This is a genomic window from Mesorhizobium sp. M0601 (assembly GCF_040320845.1).
Classification (GTDB): Bacteria; Pseudomonadota; Alphaproteobacteria; order Rhizobiales; family Rhizobiaceae; genus Mesorhizobium.
Window position 1 is genome coordinate 46,794 of record NZ_JAMYQK010000003.1, and the last position, 24,472, is coordinate 71,265.

The following is a 24,472-nucleotide window of genomic DNA, read 5'->3' on the forward strand; positions in this document are numbered from 1 at the left end:
TGCGGCGACTATACCTGCGCCGTGCGCATAGCCTCGACGCGGATGTCTTCCGTCAGCCGCGCTTTCAGCGCCGAGAATTCCGGGCTGGTCTTCAGCGTGTAGTGGCGCGGATGCGGCAGGTCGACGGCAACGTCCGATTTGATGCGGCCCGGCCGTGCCGTCATCACGACCACGCGCGACGCCATGAAGATCGCCTCCTCGATGTCGTGGGTGACGAACAGCACCGTTTTTTGCCGGCGCTCCCAGATGCCGAGAAGCAGTTCCTGCATCAGCCCGCGGGTCTGGTTGTCAAGCGCGCCGAACGGCTCGTCGAGCAGCAGGATCTCCGGATCGTTGGCCAGTGCCCGGGCAATCGCGGTGCGCTGCTGCATGCCGCCGGAAAGCTGCTTCGGCCAATGGTTTTCAAAACCTCTCAGCCCGACGAGATCGACGTAAGAAGCGACGATCTCGCTGCGCTCGTGCTCGGCCATTCCACGTTCGCGCAGGCCGAAGGCGATGTTCTCGGCGACCGTCAGCCACGGAAACAGCGTATAGGACTGGAAAACCATGCCGCGGTCTGGACCGGGCCGGTCCACCACCCTGCCGTCGAGCAGAACACGTCCCCCACTCGGCGCTTCGAGGCCGGCGACGATCCTGAGCAGCGTCGACTTTCCACAGCCGGATGGCCCCAGGATGGTGATGAAGTCGTTGGCGGCGACCGCCAGATCGATCGGCATCAGCGCCTTGACCGGCTGCCCACCGCCGACACCGGCGAAGGTGCGCGAGACGCCTTCGATGAGCAGCTTGCTCACGCCAGGCTCCATGGAAACAGCCAACGGTTGAGCGCCTTGAAGGCGAAATCGGACAACAGCCCGATCAGGCCGATGACGATGATGCCGAAGATGATCTGCCCTGTCGCCAGCCGCGACTGGCTGTTGATGATCATGTAGCCGATGCCCGACGACGAGCCGATCAGCTCGGCGACGATGACATAGGTCCAGGCCCAGCCGAGCACCAGCCGCAGGGTCTCGGCAATCTCCGGCGCATTGGCCGGCATGATCACGCGCCGCACGATGCCGTTGTCGGACGAGCCAAGCGTGTAGGCCGCCTCGACTAGGTCGCGCCGTGTGCCGCCGACCTTGACCGCGATGATCAGGATGATCTGGAACACCGAGCCGACGAAGATCACCAGCAGTTTTTCGAGCTCGCCAACGCCCGCCCACAGGATGAGCAGCGGGATGAAGGCCGATGCCGGCAGATAGCGGGCGAAGGAGACGAACGGCTCCAGGAACGCCTCCACGGGCTTCCAGGCACCCATCAAGATGCCGAGCGGCACGGCAACGATGGCCGCCATCAGGAACCCGCCGAAGACGCGCCAGATGGTGATAAGGATGTCGAGCCAGAAGCGGTCCTCGACCAGCAGCCGCCAGCCGTCTCTCACCATCGACAGCGGATCGGCAAGGAAAATGCGATTGACGTGGCCGCCAAGCGTGATCCACGCCCAGAACGCCACGAACAGCACGAAGAACGAAATGCCGAGCACGGTTCGAATGCCCGGCGAGACCGGATGCAAGGGGCGCGGCATCTTCGACCGTCCTCTGATCTGAATGAAAAAGCGGCGGCGCACGCGCCGCCGCCGGGCGACAATCCTGGCGGTTAGTCGGCGACGGCGCTGGTGTCGGCCAACGTCGAGACGTCAGGCGCTTCCTTGATCAAACCCATCTGCAGCAGAAGCTCGCCGGCGGTCTTGGAAAAGTCCTGGAATTCCTTGGTGAAGAACTGCTTGTTTTCAGCCTTGTCGGCCCATTTCAGGTATTTGGCCGACTCTTCGAATTCCTTGGCCGACTGCTTCACGTCGGCACCCATCGTCTCATAGGATTTCGCCGGATCGCTCTTGATCAGGTCGAGTGCCTCGAAATAGCTGTCGGCAAGCGCCTTGCCCGCATCCGGATTGGCCTTGAGGAACTCCGGCGTGCAGCCGACCGTATCGAGCACCATCGGATAGTCGAGAGTGGTGACAAGGATATGGCCCTGGTCGGACTTTTCGCGCACCGCCGAGATGAACGGCTCATAGGTGACCGCCGCATCGTTCTGGCCGGCGAGAAACGCCTGCGCCGCCGCATCCGGCTCCAGGTTGACGACCGTCACGTCCTTGGTCGACATGCCGTTCTTGTTGAGCACCCAGGCCAGCATGAAATAGGGCGAGGTGCCCGGCGCCGAAGACGCGACCGACTTACCTTTGAGATCGGCGACGGTCTTGATGTCGTTGCGGGCGACGATGCCGTCGGCGCCGTAGGATTTGTCGAGCTGGAATATCTGCTTGGTCGTCACGCCATTGGCGTTCCAGACCAGCCAGGTCTCGACCGTGGTGGCGGCGCATTGCAGGTCCCCGCTGGCGATGGCGAGCGGCCGGCTGGCTTGCGGCACCTTCTTCAAGGTGACGTCGAGGCCGTGCTTTTCGAAGATGCCGGCCTGCTTGGCGAGCGTCAGCGGCGCAAAGCCGGTCCACCCACTGATGCCGATGCTGACCGATGTGGCGGCCATCGCCGGCGCGGACAATCCGACGGCAAGCGTCAAGCTTGCGGCAAGAATTCCGATCCTGTTCATGTCGGTTCCCCTTTAATGTGTTCGGATGCGGAATTGTGTCACAGACGCCCGCAGGCTTGTCAATGAAGCAGATGCTGCACTGCGGTATGTCACCATCGACAGCAAACTCCGCCATCAGCGGCTGTCGTACATCCAGCTGCGGTCGCGCCACATTTTTTCGCCAACCAGGCAGTCGGTGACGGGGATGTCCTGTGCCAGCACCAATGGCGGATGCGCCGCCCCTTCCGCCGCTCGCTGCGGCGAGGCCGGACCGGCAAGCTCCAGCACCAGCTTGCGGCGGATGGCCGCCGGAAACTGCGTCCAGTCATTGACCGGGATCATGAAGGAGCCCGGCCCGCCGATGACGCAGTCGCTGTAGTAGCGGTCGAGATTGTTGACATCGTAAGCGCTGCTGAACCCGCCCCTGGTCATCAGCGGCAGGCCGTTGATGGTGATGCCTTGCTTGATCACAGCGTCGCGGGTGATATCGACAGGTGCGCCCTGGTTGTTGGGGCCGTCACCCGAAATGTCGATCACCCGCTTGACGCCCTGGAAGCCGCTTTCAGCAAAGAGATCGCTGGCGAATTCCAGCGCGCCGGAGATCGAGGTGCGCCTGGCACTGGCCGGCGGATGAGCGGAAAGCTGCGCTGCCAGCCGCTCGGCGTCGGCACGATTGGCGATCACCGTCCACGGCACAACGACCTGCTGCCAGGTCGCGCCAGCCCATTCGACATAGGTGACGGCAATCTTGCCATGAGCGCCTTCGCCGATTGCCTGCAGGACATCGTCATGCGTCAGCGCCGCCGCATAGCCATGACGCTGGATTTCGAGCTCGTCCGGCGACATGGACAGCGAAACGTCGACCGCCAGTACCAGTTCGACGTCAACCGGCTCGGCGGCGCGGGAGTTTGCAGTCAGCCATAGCACCGACGCCAGCGCGGCGGCACCCGAGACGAGATGTCTTGCACGGGCAAAACCAGACATGCCGCACGGTAAGCGAAAATCGCCGATCGACAAAGAGAAAAGCCCGGTGGAGAGCCGGGCTCATTCTGTCACATTTTTGCGAACCGCCGGAAAACGAATTTCATTTGTGGATGCGGCGCCCGCCCCGTCCCCGCCATTCCACGGCCTTCTCGACATCCGTCTCGGAGGATGGGTCCGGCTTCGGTTTTCTAGCACCGACCCCGCGCGCTGCCGTCCAGTTCGGCTTGAATGACGGCGGAAGCCACAACAGAATACCTGCAACCGCGGCAGGCAAGATGATCGCAAAACGCAGAATTGAAAGTACGATGCCGCAGATGCCGACGATCTGCGCGGCCCGGCGGGCGCCGAAGCGTCTCAGGAACAAATGTCTTGCAATCACGCCGCCATCCAGATCGTAGGCGGGCAGGATGTTGAGAATGATAAGTGACACGTTCAACAATGCGCCAATCCAAAGCGTCCATTCCAGAGGACCGGCCGACCTTGACGGCAGCCACCCGAATGGCCTTTCGGGTACAACTGGGATGAGTTCTCCAAAAACCAGATAATAGGCCGCATCGAAAAACGCGGCGAGCGCGATGTTCGCCAGGGGACCCGCTATCGCAATCCGCGCCCAGGCAGGCGATGGTGCTGCGGCGCGTTTGAAACGCGTGAACCCGCCGAAGAGATATAATTCTATCCTGTCGGTGGCGACGCCTTGTCGGCGTCCGATCCATGCGTGTGCCAGTTCGTGCAGAAATATCGACGCAAACAGAAGCGCTGCAAAGATAGAGGTATGGATCAATGCATCCTTGGGTCGGCTCGCCCACTCGTTCAGGAAGGGCAGCACAATGGGGAATTGCGAAGGTCCAGCTGACGCGAACCGGGATATTCCGGTTCAGCTGAAACACAAGCGCATCGTTTTTTCTATCCCAGCCGATCCGCCGCAAAGGCACCCCCCAATCGCAGCGCGACGGTAAGCGAGAATCATCGCTCCACAAAGCGAGAAGCCCGACAATGAATCGGGCTTCTGCATTCAGGTCCTGCCGGCACTGCTCGGCTTGCCTGTGTGGAGAATCGGCAGGCAAGCAACGGTTAGCTGCGAGGATTGAGGTTCTCCGGGTCGTAGAGCGGCCTGTAGCCGACGGCGGCCACTTCGACCGGGTACTTCTCGCCGAAATATTCGACGCTCAGCTTGCGGCCCTCCTGGCAATACGCCCAGGGCAGGTAGGCGAGCGCGATGTTCTTGCCGAGGGTCGGACCATAGGCCACCGAAGTCGTGAAGGAGCGGCGGCCGAGCTCGTCGACGAGCGTCTCACCGGTTTGCGGGTCCATCACCGGCATCGTGCCGACCGGATAGCGGGGAACGCCATTGGAATCGGTATTGTCCGTCAAGATAAGCGTGCAAAGCATGGCCGGCTGATGCGCCCGGGCGCGATATTCCAGATGCTTTGCCTTGCCGCAGAAATCGGCCTCCTTGACTTTCGGACGGGCAAGGTCGGCTTCCAGCAGATTGTATTCGGTCAACAGGTCCGCATTCTGCAGGCGCAGGCTCTTCTCCATGCGGCGGCTGTTGGCATAGGTCTCGACGCCAAAGGCCATCACGCCGGTCGACCGCAGCGCGTCCCAGACAGCTAGGCCGTCGTCGTAGCGCATGTGCAGTTCCCAGCCTTGCTCGCCGACATAGGAGATGCGGAAGGCGGTCACGTCCTTGCCGGCGATCCTGACGGGCTTGATCGCGGCAAAGGGAAAATTCTCAGGCGTCAGCCCGTCGGGGTTTTCCACGCACTTGCTCAATGTCGCCCGCGCGTTCGGACCCCAGATGCCGACGGTCACATATCTCTCGGTCACATCGGTGACGCTAACGTCGAAGCCTTTGTCCTCTGCCGTCCGGCGCATGTACTGGAAGTCGCGCGGCCCGGCATCGGCGCCGTCGATGACGCGGCAGCGGTCGGCCATGCGGATGACGGTCAGGTCGGCGCGCACCATGCCTTCCTCGTCGAGGAAATGGGTATAGATGCCCTTGCCGATATTGCCGTCACCGCCGATCTTTGCCGCGCACAGCCATTCCATCAGCGCGACATGGTCCGGGCCTTCCACGTCGTACATGGCGAAATGCGACAGATTGACAATGCCGCAATCCTCGCTCATCGCGAGATGCTCGGCGTTCGAGACGCGCCAGAAGTGGCGGTTATCCCATTCGTTTTGGCGCACCGGCACCCGGTTGCCGTATTTCTCGAGCAGATGCTCGTTGGCGGCGTAGCCATGGGCGCGCTCCCAGCCGCCGAGTTCCATGAAATAGCCGCCGAGTTCCTTCTCGCGCTCCCAGAAGGGCGAGCGGCGGACATTGCGAGCCTTGGAGAAGGGCTCGCGTGGATGGACCGCTGGGTTGTAGACCTTCATCGCGGTTTCGGTGCAGCGATCCCAGATGAACTGTTCTTTCGTCTGGTGCGGATAGAAACGCGAATAGTCGATGGCGTGGTGGTCGATCGCCGTGCGGCCGTCCGTCATCCAGTCGGCGATGAGCTTGCCCATGCCGGGGCCGTCCTTGACCCAGATCGCAACGGCATACCATAGGCCCCTGACCTTCTGGCTTTCGCCCATCGAGGGGCCGCCGTCCGCTGTCACCTGCAATAGGCCGTTGAAGGAATGGCTCTCATTGTAGCCCAGCTCGCCCAAGATCGGCGTCAGTTCCATGGCGCGCTCGAGCGGCGCCAGGATTTGTTCCATGTCGAGATCGCGTTGCGACGGCGAAAGCCGCGCCTCGTTTTTCTCGAGAATATCGCGCGGATGGCAGAGGCGCGGATTGGTCTCTTCGTAATAACCCCATTCGATCTGCCCGCCTTCGGCGGTCTTGGGGTCGCCGGTATCGCGCATGTAAGCCGAGTTGCCCTGGTCGCGCAGCAGCGGCCAGCCGATCTCCTTGCCGGTGCCGGCGAACTCGGTGTACGGCCCGAAGAAGGTAAGCGGATGGTCAATCGGCATGACCGGCAGGTCCTCGCCCGCCATTTCCGCGATTAGCCGTCCCCAGATGCCGGTGCAGACCACGACATAGTCGGCCTCGATGGTGCCGCGGTCGGTCACCACGCCCTTGATGCGGCCGTTCTCGATGACGAGCGACCTGGCCGACGTATTGGCAAACGCCCTGAGTTTGCCGGAAGCTTCCGCCTGATCGACAAGCTTGCCGGCGACGGTCTGCGAGCGCGGGATGACGAGGCCGGCGTCGGGATCCCACAGGCCGCCCTGTACCATCTGTTCTTCGATCAGCGGGAATTTTTCCTTGATCTCGGCGGGATCGATCAGGCGGGCGCGTGTGCCGAAGGCCTTCGCCGAGGCGATCTTGCGCTTGATCTCCGCCATGCGGGCGTCGTCGCCGACGCGGGCGACCTCGAGGCCGCCGATGCGCGCGTAGTGACCCATCTTTTCGTAGAAATCGAGGGAATAGAGCGTCGTCCAGCACGACAGGAAATCATGGCTGGTCGTGTAGCAGAAGTCGGAGGCATGCGCCGTCGAGCCGATATCCGTCGGGATGCCCGATTTGTCGATGCCGACAATATCGTCCCATCCGCGCTCGATCAGGTGATGGGCGACCGATGCGCCGACGATGCCGCCCAGCCCGACGATGACGACCTTCGCCTTTTCCGGAAACCCTGCCATTGCCCGCGACTCCAAGATGCTATTGCGAGCAGACTATAGGGCGGCGCGGCGCCGCGCTTGCAGCCTGTTTGCGACATCGCCAAAAAAGCCCGCGCCACCAGCCCGTCGAATGCAGTTAGACCTACGCCTTCGCCCTGCTCGGTACGAAGACGCTGCTAGAGCCCGTCCTGCGCAGCTTCGAAGAAAAATGCATACCTTCATCGCCGATTACCGGAAGCAAATAAAAGGCCGGGTGTTTGCCCGGCCTTCAAAAATCATGGCGTCGACTTTACTTGATGCGCGCGACGCCGCCCGAGATCTCGATCGTCTCCGAACCGGTCAGCGCCTCGAGGTCGCCATTCGGCAAGGTAACAAAACAGCCGCTCGGGCAAAATTCCACGGTTTCGCCAGCGGCCAGCGCCAGCTCGGTCTTGCCGCCGCCTTCCGTCACGATCAGCGTGCGGGTCTCGGCGTCCTTGTTAACCGCGCTGGCGGCATGGGCCGAGCCGCCCACGGCCAGAAAAGCGACGGCGGCGACGAGAGACTTCCACATTTTGCAGTATCGGTGTTGCCACCGCCTCTGTTGCATTTCGCAAGGCATTCTCGCCGTTTGCAGGTGAGCTTATATGCAATGCAAGCTGAACGGCAACTGAATGCCGCATTCATGCCGCAATTGGTTTCCGAAGGCTTGAAGGCAAGCTCCAATCAGCTAGTCAGGATCGGGCTTCCGTACCTTGCGTCCCGACTTGGCGAGACGTTTCGCCTCGACCGCCGCTAGGGCTTTTGCTTGTTCCCGCTCGGCGAATTCGACTTCGATCTTGTCGTCGTCGATCGGCCACGCCTCGTGCTTTTTGATCTCGACGACAGCGCGCGGTGTCGACGGAATTTCGATATGCTGGTCGGCGAACACATCGAAGATGGCAAAGCGGATGTCGTTCTGGACGATATTGCCACTAAGAACGTCTGCCAGGAATACGCGGATCTCGAATTCGAGCGCGGCCGGGCCGAAATTGGAAAACAGCACAAAGGGTTCCGGGTTCTTCAGCACCAGCGGATGGCTGCGTGCGATCTCCAACAGAACGCCATGCACGTGCTTGACGTCGCTGCCATAGGCAACGCCGACCTTGATGTCGACGCGGCCGAGCTTGTTGCGGTGCGTCCAGTTGCCGACCGCATTGTTGATCAGGTTTGAATTGGGCAGGATCACCGATTGCCGTTGGAACGTCTCGATCTCGGTGGCGCGCACGCTGATCTTCTTGACCGTGCCGCTGATGTCGCCGGCGACGATCCAGTCGCCGACCTTGAACGGCCGCTCGGCCAACAGGATCAGGCCCGACACGAAATTCGAGACGACATTCTGCAAGCCGAAACCGATGCCGAGGGACAGGGCGCCGGCGACCAGCGCGAGATTGGAGAGGTCGATACCGGCCGCCGAGATGCCGACCAGTGCCGCGACCGCGACACCGGCATAACCGACCGCCAGCCTGATCGAATTGCGCACGCCGGTGTCGACCCGGCCGCGCGCCATCACCGAGCCGTCGAGCCACCCCTGGAACCAGCGCGTCAGGAAATAGCCAATGATGAAGACGACGACGCCGGTGAGAATGCCGGTGACCGAGATCGTCACCGAGCCGATGGTGAGGCCGGTCGCCAGCTTGTAGGCCCAGGCCTGGATGTCGCCGGGCTGGAAGCCCCACATCAACAGGATCAGCGGCAGGAACACCAGCACAATCATGATGTTGATGGCGGCGCTGACGACAAGCCCGAGCTGGTCGAGGGCGGTCTCTTCGTAGCTTGAATTGGCCGCTAGCCAGCGCCCGATCGAAGTTTTGGCGAAACCACCTTCCTCGCCGATCGCTCGCGCCGACAGGAAGCCGATATAGGCGGTGACCAGGATGGTGCCGGTGACCACGACCTGCAGCGAGACGAAAATTGCAAGGCCGATATAGCCAAGCAGTGCCGATGCGATTGTGAATAGGCCTAGCGCGACGGCGGTGTAGCGCAGCCACGCCGGCCACGGGCGCCAGCTTCCGTCGGGGGCCTTGAACGGCTTCAGAAGGCCCATAAGGATCAGGATGATGCCGACGATGATGGTGGCGATGAAGCTTCTGGCGATGGTCAGCGACAGTGGCGAGCCCATCTTGTCGTTGACGACAGACAGGAAGTTGTTGCTGCCGATGACGACAGCCATGGCGGTCGTCAGCCGCACCAGCCAGCGCGCCGGGCCGGTTTCGACCGGGATCAAACGCCAGTTCGGCAGTCGGGGCTCGAGCGCTGCGTTGGTCAGGCGGTTGACGCAGAACACCACCGCGATAACGGCAACCAGCGAATTCAGGAAGATGCCGATATCACCGCGTAAAACGTTGTAATAATCGAAGAAGAAGATCGTCGAGACAAGGAAGGCGCCGACCGCCAGCGTCGGCAGCAACGTCGACCAGAACGCCACCGACAGGCGGCTGAGATAAGAGGGGTCCTCGACGGAGGGATCCGCTTCGAAGACGCGGCCGAACAGGCGTCGGCCGCCGATAAAAAGCACTGCAGCGAATGCGAGCGCCATCAAAGTCGCGGCAAGAATGGCCTGGAACTTGAACTTGAAGGCGAAACTCAGCCAGGACGAGACCGCCTTATAGAAGCCGGAAAACTCAGCGTTGGCGTCGGAAAAGACTTCGGGGCTAAGCGCATCGGACAGCACGTAGCGTTTGGTAAGCACATTGCGGAACAGCTCGCTGCGCATGTTGCCGATCTTCTCGATCAGCCCACTGATGCGGATCGACAGGTTCTGCGCGCTGGCAATAACGGCGTTGATCTCGGCTTTTTCGGAAGCCAAGGCCTGGCGTTCACCGGTTACGATGTCTGGCTCGGCCGGCTGGCCCGCGGCCGGCGGAGGTCCCAGCATCTCAATCCGATCGTTGATATCGCCGAGACGCGATCGGAACGCTAGCGCGCTGGTGAGCGCCGCCCGCGACAGATCCTCCAATTGCAGACGGATTTCCACGAGGGTGGCATCGTCTTGGCCGTCCTGCTGTATCTTCTTCTCGAGACCGTCGGTTTTGGCCGTCAGACTCTGGATGACCTTCTGCTGGTCTGCGATCAACCCGGCGGCGCCCTGCCCGAGTGCCTGCGCCATAGCAACGAGCGACGGCGGCGCCGAGACAACAAGCGCAAGAATCAAGACCAGGCGGAATAAACGAAAGAACATGATTTTTCTGGCGACTCACGGGCGGCATCGGCAGTTTTGAAGCACGTCCTTGATAAAGAGGCTCATATCACGGGGCAAGTCATCCCAGGCGTCTCGTTTTTCGAAGTCCCGCCAATCGAAGTCGGCCAATCCAATCGAAGTCGGCCAAATCCAATCGAAGTCGGGGAGTCGAAAAGCGATGGCGCAATCTTGGCTTTGCGTTTGCAGCCTGCTCTATACTCTGCCGTAAAGCCTGAAATGGATGACAATAAGAATGGCGGAATATTCGGCCTTTTCGCTTCTCAAGAACGCTCTGACCGGAAACAAGGACTGGAGGCCGGCCTGGCGCAAGCCCGACCCGAAAGCGTCCTACGACGTGATCGTCATCGGCGGCGGCGGCCATGGCCTGTCGACCGCCTACTATCTCGCCAAGGAGCACGGCATCACAAATGTCGCGGTGCTGGAGAAGGGCTGGCTCGGCTCCGGCAATGTCGGCCGCAACACCACGGCGGTCCGTTCCAACTATCTCCTGCCGGCCAACACGCGTTTCTACGAACATTCGATGAAGCTGTGGGAGAACCTGGCCCATGACCTCAACTACAACGTCATGTTCTCGCAGCGCGGCTGCCTGAACCTCGCCCACACACCTGCCCAGCTCGACGACTATGCCCGGCGCGGAAACGCCATGCGCCATCTCGGCGTTGACGCCGAACTGATGACCACGGCCGAAATCGCGCGCCTGGTGCCGGCGCTCGACGTCTCGGCCACCGCGCGTTTCCCGATCGTCGGTGGCCTGATGCAGCGGCGCGCCGGCACCGCCCGCCACGACGCCGTCGCCTGGGGCTATGCGCGCGGCGCAGATCGCCGCGGCGTCGACATCATCGAAAATTGCGAGGTCACCGGCTTCCTGCGCGACGGCGACCGCATCACCGGCGTCACGACAACGCGCGGCGAAATCCGCGCAAAAAAGGTAGCGGTCGCGGTTGCCGGCAGCACCGGGCGGGTCATGCGGCTTGCCGGCATCGAGACGATGCCGATCGAGAGTCACGTGCTGCAGGCCTTCGTCACGGAATCGCTAAAGCCGTTCATCGATACGGTCCTGACCTTCGGCATGGGCCATTTTTATATGTCGCAATCTGACAAGGGCGGGCTTGTCTATGGCGGCGATCTCGACGGCTACAACAGCTACGCCCAACGCGGCAGCCTGCCGATCGTCGATGAGGTGATGAGCGAGATGCTGGCGCTGTTCCCTGGGCTGGCCCGTGTCCGCATGCTGCGCTCATGGGGCGGCGTCTGCGACATGTCGATGGACGGCTCGCCAATCATCACCACCGGTCCGCTGCCGGGCATGTATCTCAACTGCGGCTGGTGCTATGGCGGCTTCAAGGCGACGCCGGCTTCCGGCTGGTGCTTTGCCTGGACCATCGCCAAGGACGAGCCGCACGGTCTCAACGCGGCCTTCACGCTCGACCGCTTTTACCGTGGCATGGTGATCGACGACAAGGGCCAGGGCGCCACGCCCCGGCTGCATTAGGCCATCATCCCGAAAAGTGGAAACCGGTTTTCGGACAAGATCATGGTCAAACGAGAAGTTTAAGAGATCCATGCTCATCACCTGCCCCTATTGCGGCCCCCGCGACGTGATCGAATTCACCTATCAGGGCGACGGCAACCGCCAGCGCCCACAGCCCGCCTCGCAGAACCTCGACGCCTGGAACGCCTATGTCTACGACCGGCTTAACCCGGCCGGCGACCACAATGAGATCTGGCAGCATTCCGGCGGCTGCCGCGCCCATCTCAGGGTCGTGCGCAACACGCTGACGCACGAGATCTCCAGCACCGCGTTCGCGCGCGGCGACCACAACTCGGTTGCGCGGCACCGGGCCGAGGACAAGCCATGAGCCCGCGCCGTACAGAGGCCGGGGGCCGCATCGACCGGCTGCGGACCATCCGTTTCACCTTCGACGGCGCGCCTTATACCGGCCATGCCGGCGACACGCTGGCTTCGGCGCTGCTGGCCAACGGCGTCACCCTGTTTGGGCGTTCGTTCAAATATCACCGCCCGCGCGGCGTGCTGACCGCCAGCGTCGAGGAACCGAACGCGCTGGTCACAGTGTTGAGGGGCGAGGTTCGCGAGCCGAACATCCCCGCCACAATGGTCGAGATTTATGACGGGCTGGCCGCAGTCAGCCAGAACCGCTTCCCTTCGCTTGCCTGGGACGTCAGTGCCGTGAACCAGCTCGGCGGCAAGCTTTTGTCGGCCGGCTTCTACTACAAAACCTTCATGGGACCGGTGATCGGTCCGCTGAAGGGCACTCGCTTCTGGATGTTCTGTGAGCATTTCATCCGCCGTGCCGCCGGCCTGGGCAAGGCAGGCACGGCTCCCGATACGGCGCGCTACGAACGCATGAACGCGTTTTGCGATGTGCTGGTGGTCGGCTCCGGCCCGGCGGGGCTGATGGCCGCCAGGGCGGCTGCCGATCAGGGTGCACGCGTCATCCTGGCCGAGCTCGAGCCGCATTTCGGCGGCTCGGCCAATTGGTCGCGCGAGACGATCGATGGCATGCCGGCCGCCGACTGGGCAGCGCGCGCCGCCGGTCAGCTTGAAGGCCGTGATAATATCCGCCTTTTGCCGCGCACTACTGTCTGGGGCTATTATGACGGCAACACGCTTGCCGCGCTCGAACGTGTCACCGACCACAAAGAAAAGGCCGGCAAGGGCGAGCCGCGCCATCGCTATTGGACGATCCGCGCCAAGTCGGTGGTGCTGGCCACCGGCTCCCTGGAGCGTCCGCTGGTCTTTCCGGGCAACGATCGGCCAGGCGTGATGCTGGCGCATGCTGCCGAGCGTTTTGCCAATGAATATGGCGTGCTGCCGGGCGACAGGGTCGCGCTGTTCACCAACAATGACAGCGCCTATCGCTCCGCGCTTGCGCTGAAGAAGGCCGGCGCCGTCGTCGTCGCCATCGTCGACGTGCGCCCAGAACTTTCGAGCGAAATGCGCAAGCTGGCCGGCGAAGCGGAGGCCGAGATCCTTTCTGGCCACGCGGTAATCGCCACCGAGGGCGGCAAGGCGCTTTCCGGCTTCAAGGTGCAGCGCTTCGACATGGTCAACGGCGCGCTTTCCGGCGAAGCGCGCAGCATCCACGCCGATTGCCTGCTGATGTCGGGCGGATGGTCGCCGACCATTCATCTGGCCAGCCAGGCCGGCGCGAGAGCGGAATGGAACGAAGCATTGCAAGCGTTCCTGCCGCCCAAGCCGACGACGCGGCAATGGATCGGCGCCGGCGCCTTCACCGGCAGTTTCTCCACCGCCGAGGCGATCGCCGAAGGCCGCGCCGCCGGCCTTTCCGCAGCGGGCGCAACCGCCACGCCGGCGGCCTTGCCTGCCGTCGAGGCAGCACCTGGCGATCCCGATCCGGCGCCGGTGCTCGAGATCAAGGCCAAGGGAAAGAGTTTCGTCGACTTCCAGCATGACGTGACGGCGGATGACGTGCGGCTGGCGCATCGCGAAGGCTTCGTCTCGGTCGAGCATCTGAAGCGCTACACCACGCTCGGCATGGCAACCGACCAGGGCAAGAGCTCCAACATACCCGGCCTCGCCATCATGGCCGAGGCGCTCGGCAAGCCGATCCCAGAGGTCGGCACGACGCGCTTTCGCCCGCCCTTTTCGGCGGTGTCGATCGGCTCGCTAGCCGCCGAACGCTTCGGCGATCTGAAGCCCGAGCGGCTGACGCCGATGCATGACTGGCACGTCGCCAACGGCGCCACCATGTATTCGGCCGGCCTGTGGTATCGGCCGATGATCTACGGCCATCCCGGCGAGACGATCGAGCAGGCCTATGTGCGCGAAGCGAGAGCCACGCGCGAGAGCGCCGGCATCGTCGATGTCTCGACACTGGGCAAGATCGCGGTGCAAGGCCCCGACGCGGCGGAATTCCTCGACCGCGTCTACACCAACGTGTTTTCGACGCTGGCCGTCGGCAAGGCGCGTTATGGGCTGATGCTGCGCGAGGACGGTCTCGCCTTTGACGACGGCACCACATGGCGGCTCGGCGAGCAGGATTTCCTGATGACCACCACCACCGCCAATGCCGGCAAGGTGATGCAGCATCTGGAATATTTCCTCGACGTGATCTGGCCGGAGCTGAAAGTCCACGTCGCCTCGGTCACCGACCAATGGGCCGGTGCCGCCATCGGTGGGCCGAAGGCAAGGCAGCTACTGGCTGCTTGCGTCAGCGGCACCGCCGTCGACAATGCCGCCCTGCCCTTCATGGGCATCGTTCACGGCGAAATCGCCGGCGTGCTGGTGATGATCTGCCGGCTGTCCTTCTCCGGCGAAATGGCCTTCGAGGTCTATTCCGGCGCCGGCTACGGCACCCATGTCTGGGAGGCGCTGATCGAAGCCGGCAAGCCGTTCGGGCTGGTGACCTACGGGCTGGAGGCGCTGGGCACCATGCGCATCGAGAAAGGCCACGTCACCGGTGCCGAGATCGACGGCCGTACCACGGCACGCGACCTGCATCTCGACTGGATGCTGTCGAAGAAGAAGTCGTTCATCGGCTCGGCGATGATGGATCGCGAGGGGCTGATCGCACCCGACCGCCTGGAACTCGTCGGTATTGTTTCGCTCGACAACCAGCCGCTCAATGGCGGCGCACACATCGTCGAGGAGCTTGACGAAGCCAATCCGCACGGCTCGCTTGGCCACATCACCGCTTGCTGCTATTCGCCGGCGCTCGGTAAATATATCGCGCTTGCCCTGGTCAAGGGCGGCAAGGCGCGGCGCGGCACGCGCGCTTATGTCTCCGACCCGCTGCGCAACCGGTTCGGGCCGGTCGAGATCGTCTCCAACCATTTCTTCGATCCGGACGGGAGCCGCATGCATGGTTGAACGCCAATCACCGCTTGAGCCGGTGCTGCATCCGGGCTCGCATGGCAATTTCGAGCATGGTGTCGAAATCATCCTCTCCGAAACCAGGCCGGGTTCGATCCTGCAGCTCGCCGCCTGGCCCGGCGAGGAGAAGACGTTGATGGCCGGCATCCATGCGGTCACCGGCCTGGCTTTGCCCGACGGCGCCGGTGGCGGTGTGACGAACGGCGCCAGGTCGGTGTTCGGCTTTGCGCCGGGAAAGTTCACTGTGGTCGATGAAGCCGAGGGATTGGGGCCGGCCTTTGCCAGTGTCGTCACTTCGGCCATCGGTACGGTGACCGACCTTTCGCACGGCCGCACCGCGATCCGTATCGCCGGGCCGAAGGCCGAGTGGGTGCTGGCGAAATTCTTCGCCATCGACTTCGCGCTGCCGGCCTTCCCGATCGGCGCCGGCCGCTCGACCATGCATCACGACATCTTCGCGCAGATCCAGCGCACCGGCGCCGATCAGTTCGACATCTATGTGTTCCGCTCGTTTGCCCGCTCGTTCTGGCAAGCGCTCTGCCATGCGAGCGAGGAAGTCGGCTACGAAGTGCAGTAGAGCCGGACGGCGCTTCACGTCACTCCGCGAACGTCACCCACTCTTCCAGCGGCGCGCGGTCGGTGCGGAAGGCATTTTCGGGCTTGGACGTATCCTCATGGCCGAGCGCCATGCCGCAGACGACGATCTCCTCGTCGGGAATGTTGAGCACCGGCCTGATCTGCCGGTGATAGGGCGCGAAGGCGGCTTGCGGACAAGTGTGCAGGCCCCTGCCCCGCGCGGCGACCATGATGTTTTGCAGGAACATGCCGTAGTCGATCCACGACCCCTTGTTCAGCCGCCGGTCGACGGTGAAGATCATGCCGACCGGCGCGTCGAAGAAGACGAAGTTGCGGTCGTGCTGCGCACGCATCCTGTCGACCTCGCGCCGGCCGATGCCGAGCACGCCGTAGAGGCCGAAGCCGTTGGCGCGCCGTCGCGTCAGATAGGGTTCGAAGAACTGGTCGGGATAGTAGCGGTACTCGTCCCACTCGGCCTTTTCGGCGCGGATGCCCGAGCTGAGGATGGCATCGGTGATGCGCTGCTTGACCTCGCCCTTGGTCACATAGACTTTCCAGGGCTGCATGTTGGTGCCTGAGGGCGCGCGCGCGGCAACGGCGAGAATATCGCGGATGGTCTCGTCGTCGACCATATCGGGCAAGAAGGCGCGTACCGACCGCCGCGAGGTGATCGCGTCATCGACGATCGCCGCCGCAATCCGGGAGTTGTTTTCCAGCATGGGCCGTCCTTTTGCGTATGATCCCGAACCCGATTTTCCGGAAGGATCATGCGCCGACTAGAAGTGATGGAGCATCCTTGCGCTTTTGAACGCCCGATAGCCTACCCGCCTCGACCGGACGCCCCACTCGCCGCTCGTGCGCCGAGCCTTTGCCCGAACCGTCAAAATGGCGCAAGTAAATCTTGTGAGTGCGTGAAAATCCTCTTGATTTTTTCATGAACCCGCCATCAAATGAAATTTGCTGGGAATTTTTCACCGAGACAGGGATGGCTTTGCCCTCAACCGCCGCCAGATCGGAACAGGACAGCGGCGAACGGCTGCTGGCCGGCGACATCCGCGCGTTGCGCAAGGCGCGCGGCCTAACGCTTGCTGAAATCGCACTGAAGCTCGGCCGTTCCGTCGGCTGGGTCAGCCAGGTCGAGCGCGGTCTGTCGGTCCCGTCGCTCGGCGATCTCAGGGCCTTCGCCGAATTGTTCGGCGTGCCGGTCAGCCTGTTCTTCAGCCATGACGTACCTGTCGAGACCGAGCGCGGCGTGGTCGTGCGCGCCGGCAACCGGCGCACGCTTGGCACAAGCGATTCTGGCCTGGTGGAGGAGCTTCTGTCGCCCGATCTCGGCGGTAGCTTCGAGATGCTGCGTTCGGTCTTCGCCCCGGGTGCCGAGCTGAGCACCGAGGCGCGCCGGCCGACCGAGGAAGCCGGCTACGTCGCTTCCGGCAGTTTCGATATCGAAATTGCCGGCGTCTGGCACCGGCTTGGCGAAGGCGATTCCTTCCGCTTCGACGGCAAGCCGTTCCGCTGGCGCAATCCTGGAGCCGAGCCGGCTGTCGTCATCTGGGTGGTTTCGCCGCCTGTCTATTGAACGAATGCATGTCGCCCAAAAGTGCGTGGCGGTTTTGGGACAACGACATGCATCAAAACAAATAGTCGGAGAAGAACATGGCCGGTTTGCCGACCACGGCACGCGTTGTGATCATCGGAGGTGGTGCTGTCGGCGCCTCCTCGCTCTACCATCTCGCCAAGGCGGGCTGGACCGACTGCGTGCTTCTGGAGAAGAACGAGCTGACCTCCGGCTCGACCTGGCATGCCGCCGGCAACGTGCCGACTTTCTCCTCGTCATGGTCGCTGATGAACATGCAGCGTTATTCGACCGAGCTCTATCGCCGGCTGGCCGACGAGGTCGGCTATCCCATGAACTACCACGTCACCGGCTCGCTCAGGCTAGCCCATAGCGCGGAGCGCATGCAGGAATTCCAGCGCGCCAAGGGCATGGGCCGTTACCAGGGCATGGATATCGACGTGGTCGGGCTCGACGAGATCAAGCGCCGTTACCCCTTCATCGAGACGCATGAGCTGAAAGGCGCGCTCTACGATCCGAATGATGGCGATATCGATCCAGCGCAATTGACCCAGGCACTGGCCAAGGGCGCGCGTGACATGGGCGCGAAGATCATCCGCTTCTGTCCGGTCACCGGCGTGCGCCGCGACAACGACGAGTGGGTGGTCGAGACAACGCAAGGCGAGATCCGCTGCGAGATCGTCGTCAACGCCGCCGGCTACCGCGCCGCCGAGGTCGGCAGGATGTTCGGCCGCGAGGTGCCAATGATGGTGATGAGCCATCAATATATCCTGTTCGAGGAAATCCCCGAACTGGCGGCGTGGTCGAAGGAACAGGGCAAGAAGCTGCCGCTGCTGCGCGACGTCGATACGTCCTATTATCTGCGCCAGGAAAAGAACGGCATGAACCTCGGCCCCTATGAGCGCAATTGCCGCGCCCACTGGGTCGGCCACAACGACCCGATGCCCGACGACTTTTCGTTCCAGCTGTTTCCCGACGATCTCGACCGGCTGGAACATTACCTGGCCGATGCTGTCGCCCGCGTGCCGATCCTCGGCACCGCCGGCCTTTCCAAGGTCATCAACGGGCCGATCCCCTATGCGCCGGACGGCAACCCGCTGATCGGCCCGATGCCCGGCGTGCCCAACGCCTTCGAGGCCTGCGTCTTTACCTTCGGCATCGCCCAGGGCGGCGGCGCCGGCAAGGTGCTGGCCGAATGGGTGACCGAGGGCCAGACCGAATGGGACATGTGGTCGTGCGATCCGCGCCGTTTCACCGCCTTTGCCTCGGCCCCGGATTATTGCGTGGCCAAGGGCATGGAGATCTACGGCAACGAATATGCCATCCAGTTCCCGCGCCATGCCTGGCCGGCCGGGCGCGACCGCAAGCTGTCGCCGCTCCACGACCGCATCAAGGCACTCGGCGCCCGGTTCGACGCCTATAATGGCTGGGAACGCGCCACCTGGTATGCGAAGCCAGGCGACGACATCTCCGAAGAATCCACGCTGACTTTCCGCCGCGACGGGCCGTGGCAGCATCGTGTGCGCGAGGAATGCCTCGCCGTCCGCGATGCCGCCGGCATTCTGGACCTGCCGGGGTTTTCCCGTTTCAATCTCGACGGTCCGGGTGCCGCCGAATGGCTGAGCCTCCAGGTGACAGGCCTGGTGCCGAAACCCGGCCGCATCGGCCTCGTCTATTTTGCCGACGACAAGGGCCGCATCGTCACCGAAATGTCGGTGGTCCGCCACGACGAGAACCTGATGACACTGATCACCGCCGCTGTGGCTCAGTGGCATGATTTCGAATGGCTGAAATCGCGCATCCCGAAGGACGCCACATTCAAGCTGGTCGACCGGACAGAGGAATACTCCACCCAGATCCTCGCCGGCCCCAACTCGCGAAAAATCCTCGCCGAACTCTGCGCAGCCGACCTCACCCTGCCCTGGCTGACGCATCAGGAAACCAGTATCGCCGGACGTTGGGCAAAGCTGGTGCGCGTGTCCTTCGCCGGCGAGCTCGGCTGGGAAATCCACAGCAAGGTCGACGATACCGCAGCCATCTTCGACGCCGTCTGGGCGGCCGGCCAGAAGCACGGCTTGAAACCGTTCGGCATGTACGCGCTGGATTCGCTACGGCTCGAAAAAGGCTACCGTACCTGGAAGGGCGACCTGTCGACCGACTACTCGATCCTGCAGGGCGGGCTGGAGCGATTCGTCAGATGGGATAAGCCCGACTTCCGCGGCAAGGCGGCGCTGCAGAACGAGAAGCAGCAGGGCATCAAGAAGCGCTTCGTCACGCTGGTCGTCGAAAACCCCGGCGATTGCGACGCGCCCACCATGTCGACGCTTTGGCATGACGGCGGGATCGTCGGCGAGACGACGTCCGGCGGCTGGGGTCATCGCATCGACAAGTCGATCGCGCTCGGCGTGCTGCGCGGCGACCTCACCGAGCCGGGAACCGCTGTCGAGGTCGAGATCTTCGGCGAACGTTTTCGGGCGGTCGTGCAGAAGGATGAGCCGTTATGGGATCCAAAGAACGAGAGGCTCAGAGCATGAAGACTGTTATCCTTACCGATGGCGGCATGGGCCAGGAGCTGGTCCGCCGCAGCAGTTCCGAGCCGACGCCGCTGTGGTCGGCCAGGGTGCTGATCGACGAACCGGATCTGGTGCGCGACCTGCATGCGGAATTCATCCGCGCCGGCGCCCGCGTCATCACCATCAACACCTATTCAGCCACGCCGGAGCGGCTGGCACGCGAAGGCGCGGAAGAGCTGTTCAAGCCGCTGCAGAAGCGCGGCATCGAACTGGCAAGGCAAGCCCGCGACCAGGCCGGCGACGCGGCGATTGCCGGCTGCCTGTCGCCGCTGTTCGGCAGCTATGCGCCGGCGCTGACGATATCCTTCCAGGATACGCTCGACATCTATCGCCGTATCGTTGCCGAGCAGGCGGACGGCGTCGATCTGTTTCTGTGCGAAACCATGGCGTCGGCCGAAGAGGCGCGCGCCGCCGTCACCGCGGCGTCGGAAAGCGGCAAGCCCGTATGGGTGTCGTGGACGCTTGCCGACCACGGCACGCCGCGCCTGCGCAGCGGCGAAGCCATTGCGGCGGCGTCGGGCGCTCTTGCCGGCCTGCCCGTCGCGGCCCGGCTGATCAATTGCTGCCGGCCCGAAGCGATCGCTGCAGCGCTGCCCGAACTGATCGCTCTCGGCAGTCCGGTCGGCGCTTATGCCAACGGCTTCACCTCGATTGAGGCGCTCAAGCATGGCGGTACGGTGGAAGTGCTGCACGCCCGCCACGACCTCGATCCGGATGCCTATGCCGGCCAGGCGGTCGATTGGGTCGAGGCCGGCGCCGGCATTGTCGGCGGCTGCTGCGAAGTCGGACCGGCCCACATCGCCGCGCTGCGCGACCGGCTCGAACAGGCCGGTTATGAAATTTCGGGAGCAGCATAATGCCCAGGCCATCATCGCGCATTTCCGGCATCGTGCCTTCGGGCAAGGATGGCTGGGAGGTTCATTCCGCTGCCTGGGCGCGCAAGCAGGCCGGCGAGGACATCATCATGCTGTCGGTCGGCGACCATGATTTCGACACGCCGAGCGAGACGATCGAAGCCTGCGTGACGGCGGTTCGCGCCAGCAATCACCACTACACCCCGCTTGCCGGCGTTCCGCGCCTGCGCAAGGCGATGGCGGCGGCCTCGACGCGTTGCACCGGGGTTGCGACAAATCCCGACCAGGTCATCGCCACGCCGGGCGGGCAGGCCGCGCTTTACGCGGCCATTCAAGCGGTTCTCGACCAAGGCGACCATGCCATCGTCGTCGCGCCCTATTACGCCACCTATCCCAACACCTTCAGTGCGGCGGGCGCCGAGTTCAGCGTCGTCGAGACCCCCGCCGAGGATGGCTTTCAGCCGCGCGCCGCCGACATCCGCGCCGCCCTCCGGCCGAACACCCGCGCCATCCTGATCAACACGCCGAACAATCCCACGGGCGCCGTCTATTCGCGCGAGCGCCTGGAAGAGCTGGCGCAGATCTGCCGCGAACATGACCTCTGGCTGCTGTCGGACGAGGTCTACTGGACGCTGGGCGGCGGCGAGCACGTCTCACCACGCTCGCTGCCCGGCATGGCCGAACGCACGCTGGTCATCAATTCGATGTCCAAGAGCCACGGCATGACCGGCTGGCGCATGGGCTGGCTGACCGGGCCGGAACCGATGGTCTCGCTGCTGACCGACCTCAATCTGGTGATGACCTACGGCCTGCCGGCCTTCATCAGCCTCGCCTGCGCCGAGGCGCTCGAAAATGGCTACGGCGTCAAGGAGATCGCCGAGCGCTACGCCGCGAGGCGCACCGTCGTCCTCGATGCCATGCGCGGTATGAACAACATCACCGTGCGCGGCTCCGAAGGCGGCATGTACGTCATGCTCGACATATCGGCGATCGAGCCGGACGACGAAAAATTCGCCTGGGCCTTCCTCGACCAGGAAAAGGTCGGCGTCATGCCCGGCTCGAGCTTCGGCGAGGCTGCAGCCGGCCACATCCGCTTCAGCCTCTGCCAGCCTGAGCCGGTGCTGATGGAGGCTGCCACGCGCCTGCGCCGCTTCGCCTCCAGCTATGGTCGCGAGGCCGCATGAACTCCCCGCCCACCAAAACCATTCCGACCAAGGCCATTCCTCCCAAAGCGCGGGCGGTCATCATCGGCGGCGGCGTCTCCGGCTGCTCGGTCGCCTATCATCTGGCCAAGCTCGGCTGGACCGATATCGTGCTGCTCGAGCGCAAGCAGCTGACGTCGGGCACGACATGGCACGCCGCCGGCCTGATCGGCCAGCTGCGCGGCTCGCAGAACATGACGCGGCTGGCGAAATACTCGGCCGACCTCTACGTCAAGCTGGAGGCCGAGACCGATGTCGGCACCGGCATGCGCCAGGTCGGCTCGATCACGGTGGCGCTTACCGAGGAGCGCAAGCACGAGATCTATCGGCAGGCGTCTCTCGCCCGCGCCTTCGATGTCGATGTGCGCGAGATTTCGCCTAGTGAAGTCAAGCAGATGTACCCGCATCTCAATGTGTCAGATGTGGTCGGCGCCGTGCACCTGCCGCTCGACGGCCAGTGCGATCCGGCCAATATCGCCATGGCGTTGGCCAAGGGCGCGCGCCAGCGCGGTGCGACGATCGTCGAGAACGTCAAGGTGACCAAGGTGCATACCAGGGCCGGCCGCGTCACCGGCGTTTCCTGGGTGCAGGGCGACGAGCAAGGCCTGATCGAGGCCGATATCGTCGTCAACTGCGCCGGCATGTGGGCACGCGAACTTGGCGCCCGGAACGGCGTCACCATCCCGTTGCACGCCTGCGAACATTTCTATCTCGTCACGGAACCGATCCCCGGGCTTTCCCGCTTGCCGGTGCTGCGCGTGCCGGACGAGTGCGCCTACTACAAGGAAGATGCCGGCAAGATGATGCTCGGCGCTTTCGAGCCGGTGGCCAAGCCTTGGGGCATGAATGGCATAAGCGAGGATTTCTGCTTCGACCAGTTGCCGCAGGACATGGACCATTTCGAGCCGATCCTGGAAATGGGCGTCAACCGCATGCCGATGCTGGCCACCGCCGGCATCCACACCTTCTTCAACGGCCCCGAGAGTTTTACCCCCGACGATCGCTATTATCTCGGCGAGGCGCCGGAGCTTTCCGGCTACTGGATGGCGACCGGCTACAATTCGATCGGCATCGTCTCCTCCGGTGGCGCCGGCATGGCGCTGGCGCAATGGATCAATGACGGCGAGGCGCCCTTCGACCTCTGGGAGGTCGACATCCGCCGCGCCCAGCCGTTCCAGAAGAACCGCCGCTATCTCAAGGAGCGCGTCTCCGAAACGCTCGGCCTGCTCTATGCCGATCATTTTCCGTACCGGCAGATGGCAACCTCGCGAAACGTCCGCCGTTCGCCGCTGCACGAACATCTGAAGGCGCGCGGCGCGGTGTTCGGCGAGGTCGCCGGCTGGGAGCGCGCCAACTGGTTTGCGCGGGAGGGCCAGGAGCGCGAATACCGCTATTCCTGGAAACGGCAGAACTGGTTCGACAACCAGCGCGAGGAGCATCTGGCGGTCCGAAACGGCGTCGGCCTGTTCGACATGACCTCGTTCGGCAAGATCCGCGTCGAGGGCCGCGACGCCTGCGCTTTCCTGCAAAGGCTCTGCGCCAACGACATCGACGTGGCGCCGGGCAAGATCGTCTACACCCAGATGCTCAACCAGCGCGGCGGCATAGAGAGCGACCTCACCGTCTCGCGGCTATCCGAAACAGCCTTCTTGCTCGTCGTGCCCGGCGCCACGCTGCAGCGCGACCTGGCCTGGCTGCGAAAACACCTTGCCGACGAGTTCGTCGTCATCACCGATGTGACCGCTGCCGAAGCCGTGCTTTGCCTGATGGGCCCGGATTCGAGGAAGCTGATCCAAAAGGTCAGCCCCAACGATTTCTCCAACGGGAACAATCCGTTCGGCACGTTTCAGGAGATCGAAATCGGCATGGGCCTGGCCCGCGCCCACCGCGTCACCTATGTCGGCGAGCTCGGCTGGGAGCTTTATGTCTCGACCGACCAGGCCGCCCACGTCTTCGAGGCGATAGAAGAAGCCGGCGCCGACGTCGGCCTGAAGCTATGCGGCCTGCACACACTGGATTCCTGCCGAATCGAAAAGGCGTTCAGGCATTTCGGCCACGACATCACCGACGAGGACAATGTGCTGGAGGCCGGGCTGGGTTTCGCGGTGAAGACTGCCAAGAGAGACTTCCTCGGCCGCGATGCGGTGCTGAAGAAGAAAGAAACCGGCCTGTCACGCCGGCTGGTGCAGTTCCGCCTGAACGACACCGAGCCGCTGCTCTTCCACAATGAGGCGATCCTGCGCGACGGCAAGATCGTGGGTCCGATCACCTCGGGCAATTACGGTCATCATCTCGGCGGCGCAATCGGGCTTGGCTACGTGCCTTGCAAGGGCGAGAGCGAGGCGGATGTCCTGTCGTCGTCCTACGAGATCGAGATCGCCGGCGAGCGCTTTGCCGCCGAGGCCTCGCTCAAGCCGATGTACGATCCGAAGGCGGAACGGGTGCGGATGTAGCG

The 24,472-nt window shown here is 63.4% G+C and carries 18 protein-coding genes; 9 read left to right on the forward strand and 9 right to left on the reverse strand.

The features are described from left to right. Positions 1–8: 8 nt before the first annotated feature. The 8 genes from NKI41_RS04330 to NKI41_RS04365 all read right to left on the reverse strand — a co-directional run bounded on the left by NKI41_RS04330 (position 9) and on the right by NKI41_RS04365 (position 10,360). On the reverse strand, positions 9–791 hold the full coding sequence (locus NKI41_RS04330; RefSeq protein WP_352500960.1) for an ABC transporter ATP-binding protein: 783 nt from the start codon (positions 789–791) through the stop codon (positions 9–11). Next, the gene (locus NKI41_RS04335; protein WP_352539653.1) at positions 788–1,564 is read right to left on the reverse strand and encodes an ABC transporter permease; all 777 of its coding nucleotides are present in this window, start codon (positions 1,562–1,564) and stop codon (positions 788–790) included. Before NKI41_RS04335 ends, NKI41_RS04330 begins: the two co-directional genes overlap by 4 nt. A 71-nt stretch (positions 1,565–1,635) precedes the next feature. After that, positions 1,636–2,586 (reverse strand): ABC transporter substrate-binding protein, encoded by a 951-nt coding sequence (locus tag NKI41_RS04340; protein ID WP_352452114.1) that lies wholly within the window; start codon positions 2,584–2,586, stop codon positions 1,636–1,638. Positions 2,587–2,700: 114 nt separating this feature from the next. Continuing rightward, entirely contained in the window at positions 2,701–3,549 is an 849-nt protein-coding gene (locus tag NKI41_RS04345) for a DUF1194 domain-containing protein (RefSeq protein WP_352681622.1), read from the reverse strand. Between the two features lie 100 nt (positions 3,550–3,649). Further along, the gene (locus NKI41_RS04350) at positions 3,650–4,375 is read right to left on the reverse strand and encodes a site-2 protease family protein (protein WP_352681624.1); all 726 of its coding nucleotides are present in this window, start codon (positions 4,373–4,375) and stop codon (positions 3,650–3,652) included. 245 nt (positions 4,376–4,620) lie between these two features. Further along, on the reverse strand, positions 4,621–7,182 hold the full coding sequence (locus NKI41_RS04355; RefSeq protein WP_352681625.1) for a GcvT family protein: 2,562 nt from the start codon (positions 7,180–7,182) through the stop codon (positions 4,621–4,623). A 268-nt stretch (positions 7,183–7,450) separates the two neighbouring features. Continuing rightward, positions 7,451–7,714: a hypothetical protein gene (locus NKI41_RS04360; protein WP_352452117.1), complete on the reverse strand. Its 264-nt coding sequence runs from the start codon at positions 7,712–7,714 to the stop codon at positions 7,451–7,453. Between the two features lie 156 nt (positions 7,715–7,870). Then, positions 7,871–10,360, reverse strand: coding sequence for a mechanosensitive ion channel family protein (locus NKI41_RS04365; RefSeq protein WP_352681627.1), 2,490 nt, complete (start codon positions 10,358–10,360; stop codon positions 7,871–7,873). A 253-nt stretch (positions 10,361–10,613) separates the two neighbouring features. On the opposite strand from NKI41_RS04365, the gene NKI41_RS04370 reads away from it, so the two are divergent. The 4 genes from NKI41_RS04370 (at position 10,614) to NKI41_RS04385 (ending at position 15,813) form a co-directional block, all read left to right on the forward strand. Continuing rightward, positions 10,614–11,873 (forward strand): sarcosine oxidase subunit beta, encoded by a 1,260-nt coding sequence (locus NKI41_RS04370; RefSeq protein ID WP_352470276.1) that lies wholly within the window; start codon positions 10,614–10,616, stop codon positions 11,871–11,873. Positions 11,874–11,943: 70 nt separating this feature from the next. Further along, positions 11,944–12,240 (forward strand): sarcosine oxidase subunit delta, encoded by a 297-nt coding sequence (locus tag NKI41_RS04375; RefSeq protein WP_023676536.1) that lies wholly within the window; start codon positions 11,944–11,946, stop codon positions 12,238–12,240. Then, a complete protein-coding gene (locus tag NKI41_RS04380; RefSeq protein WP_352681629.1) occupies positions 12,237–15,233 on the forward strand; it encodes a sarcosine oxidase subunit alpha in 2,997 nt (998 codons plus the stop codon). The genes NKI41_RS04375 and NKI41_RS04380 overlap by 4 nt, the downstream gene beginning before the upstream one ends. Further along, positions 15,226–15,813, forward strand: a complete 588-nt coding sequence (locus NKI41_RS04385) for a sarcosine oxidase subunit gamma (protein ID WP_352470273.1) — start codon at positions 15,226–15,228, stop codon at positions 15,811–15,813. Before NKI41_RS04380 ends, NKI41_RS04385 begins: the two co-directional genes overlap by 8 nt. A gap of 19 nt (positions 15,814–15,832) precedes the next feature. Here NKI41_RS04385 and NKI41_RS04390 read toward each other — a convergent pair whose 3' ends face one another. Beyond that, the gene (locus NKI41_RS04390; RefSeq protein WP_352452121.1) at positions 15,833–16,531 is read right to left on the reverse strand and encodes a nitroreductase; all 699 of its coding nucleotides are present in this window, start codon (positions 16,529–16,531) and stop codon (positions 15,833–15,835) included. A gap of 266 nt (positions 16,532–16,797) precedes the next feature. Here NKI41_RS04390 and NKI41_RS04395 point away from each other — a divergent pair, with 266 nt between their 5' ends. The 5 genes from NKI41_RS04395 to NKI41_RS04415 all read left to right on the forward strand — a co-directional run bounded on the left by NKI41_RS04395 (position 16,798) and on the right by NKI41_RS04415 (position 24,470). Beyond that, positions 16,798–17,391, forward strand: coding sequence for a helix-turn-helix domain-containing protein (locus NKI41_RS04395; RefSeq protein WP_352470272.1), 594 nt, complete (start codon positions 16,798–16,800; stop codon positions 17,389–17,391). A 77-nt stretch (positions 17,392–17,468) separates the two neighbouring features. Then, positions 17,469–19,922 (forward strand): GcvT family protein, encoded by a 2,454-nt coding sequence (locus NKI41_RS04400; protein WP_352681631.1) that lies wholly within the window; start codon positions 17,469–17,471, stop codon positions 19,920–19,922. Then, positions 19,919–20,818, forward strand: a complete 900-nt coding sequence (locus tag NKI41_RS04405; protein ID WP_352681633.1) for a homocysteine S-methyltransferase family protein — start codon at positions 19,919–19,921, stop codon at positions 20,816–20,818. Before NKI41_RS04400 ends, NKI41_RS04405 begins: the two co-directional genes overlap by 4 nt. Then, a complete protein-coding gene (locus tag NKI41_RS04410) occupies positions 20,818–21,999 on the forward strand; it encodes a pyridoxal phosphate-dependent aminotransferase (RefSeq protein WP_352539644.1) in 1,182 nt (393 codons plus the stop codon). The genes NKI41_RS04405 and NKI41_RS04410 overlap by 1 nt, the downstream gene beginning before the upstream one ends. Then, positions 21,996–24,470: a GcvT family protein gene (locus tag NKI41_RS04415; protein WP_352681635.1), complete on the forward strand. Its 2,475-nt coding sequence runs from the start codon at positions 21,996–21,998 to the stop codon at positions 24,468–24,470. Before NKI41_RS04410 ends, NKI41_RS04415 begins: the two co-directional genes overlap by 4 nt. The last annotated feature ends 2 nt before the right edge of the window (positions 24,471–24,472 follow it).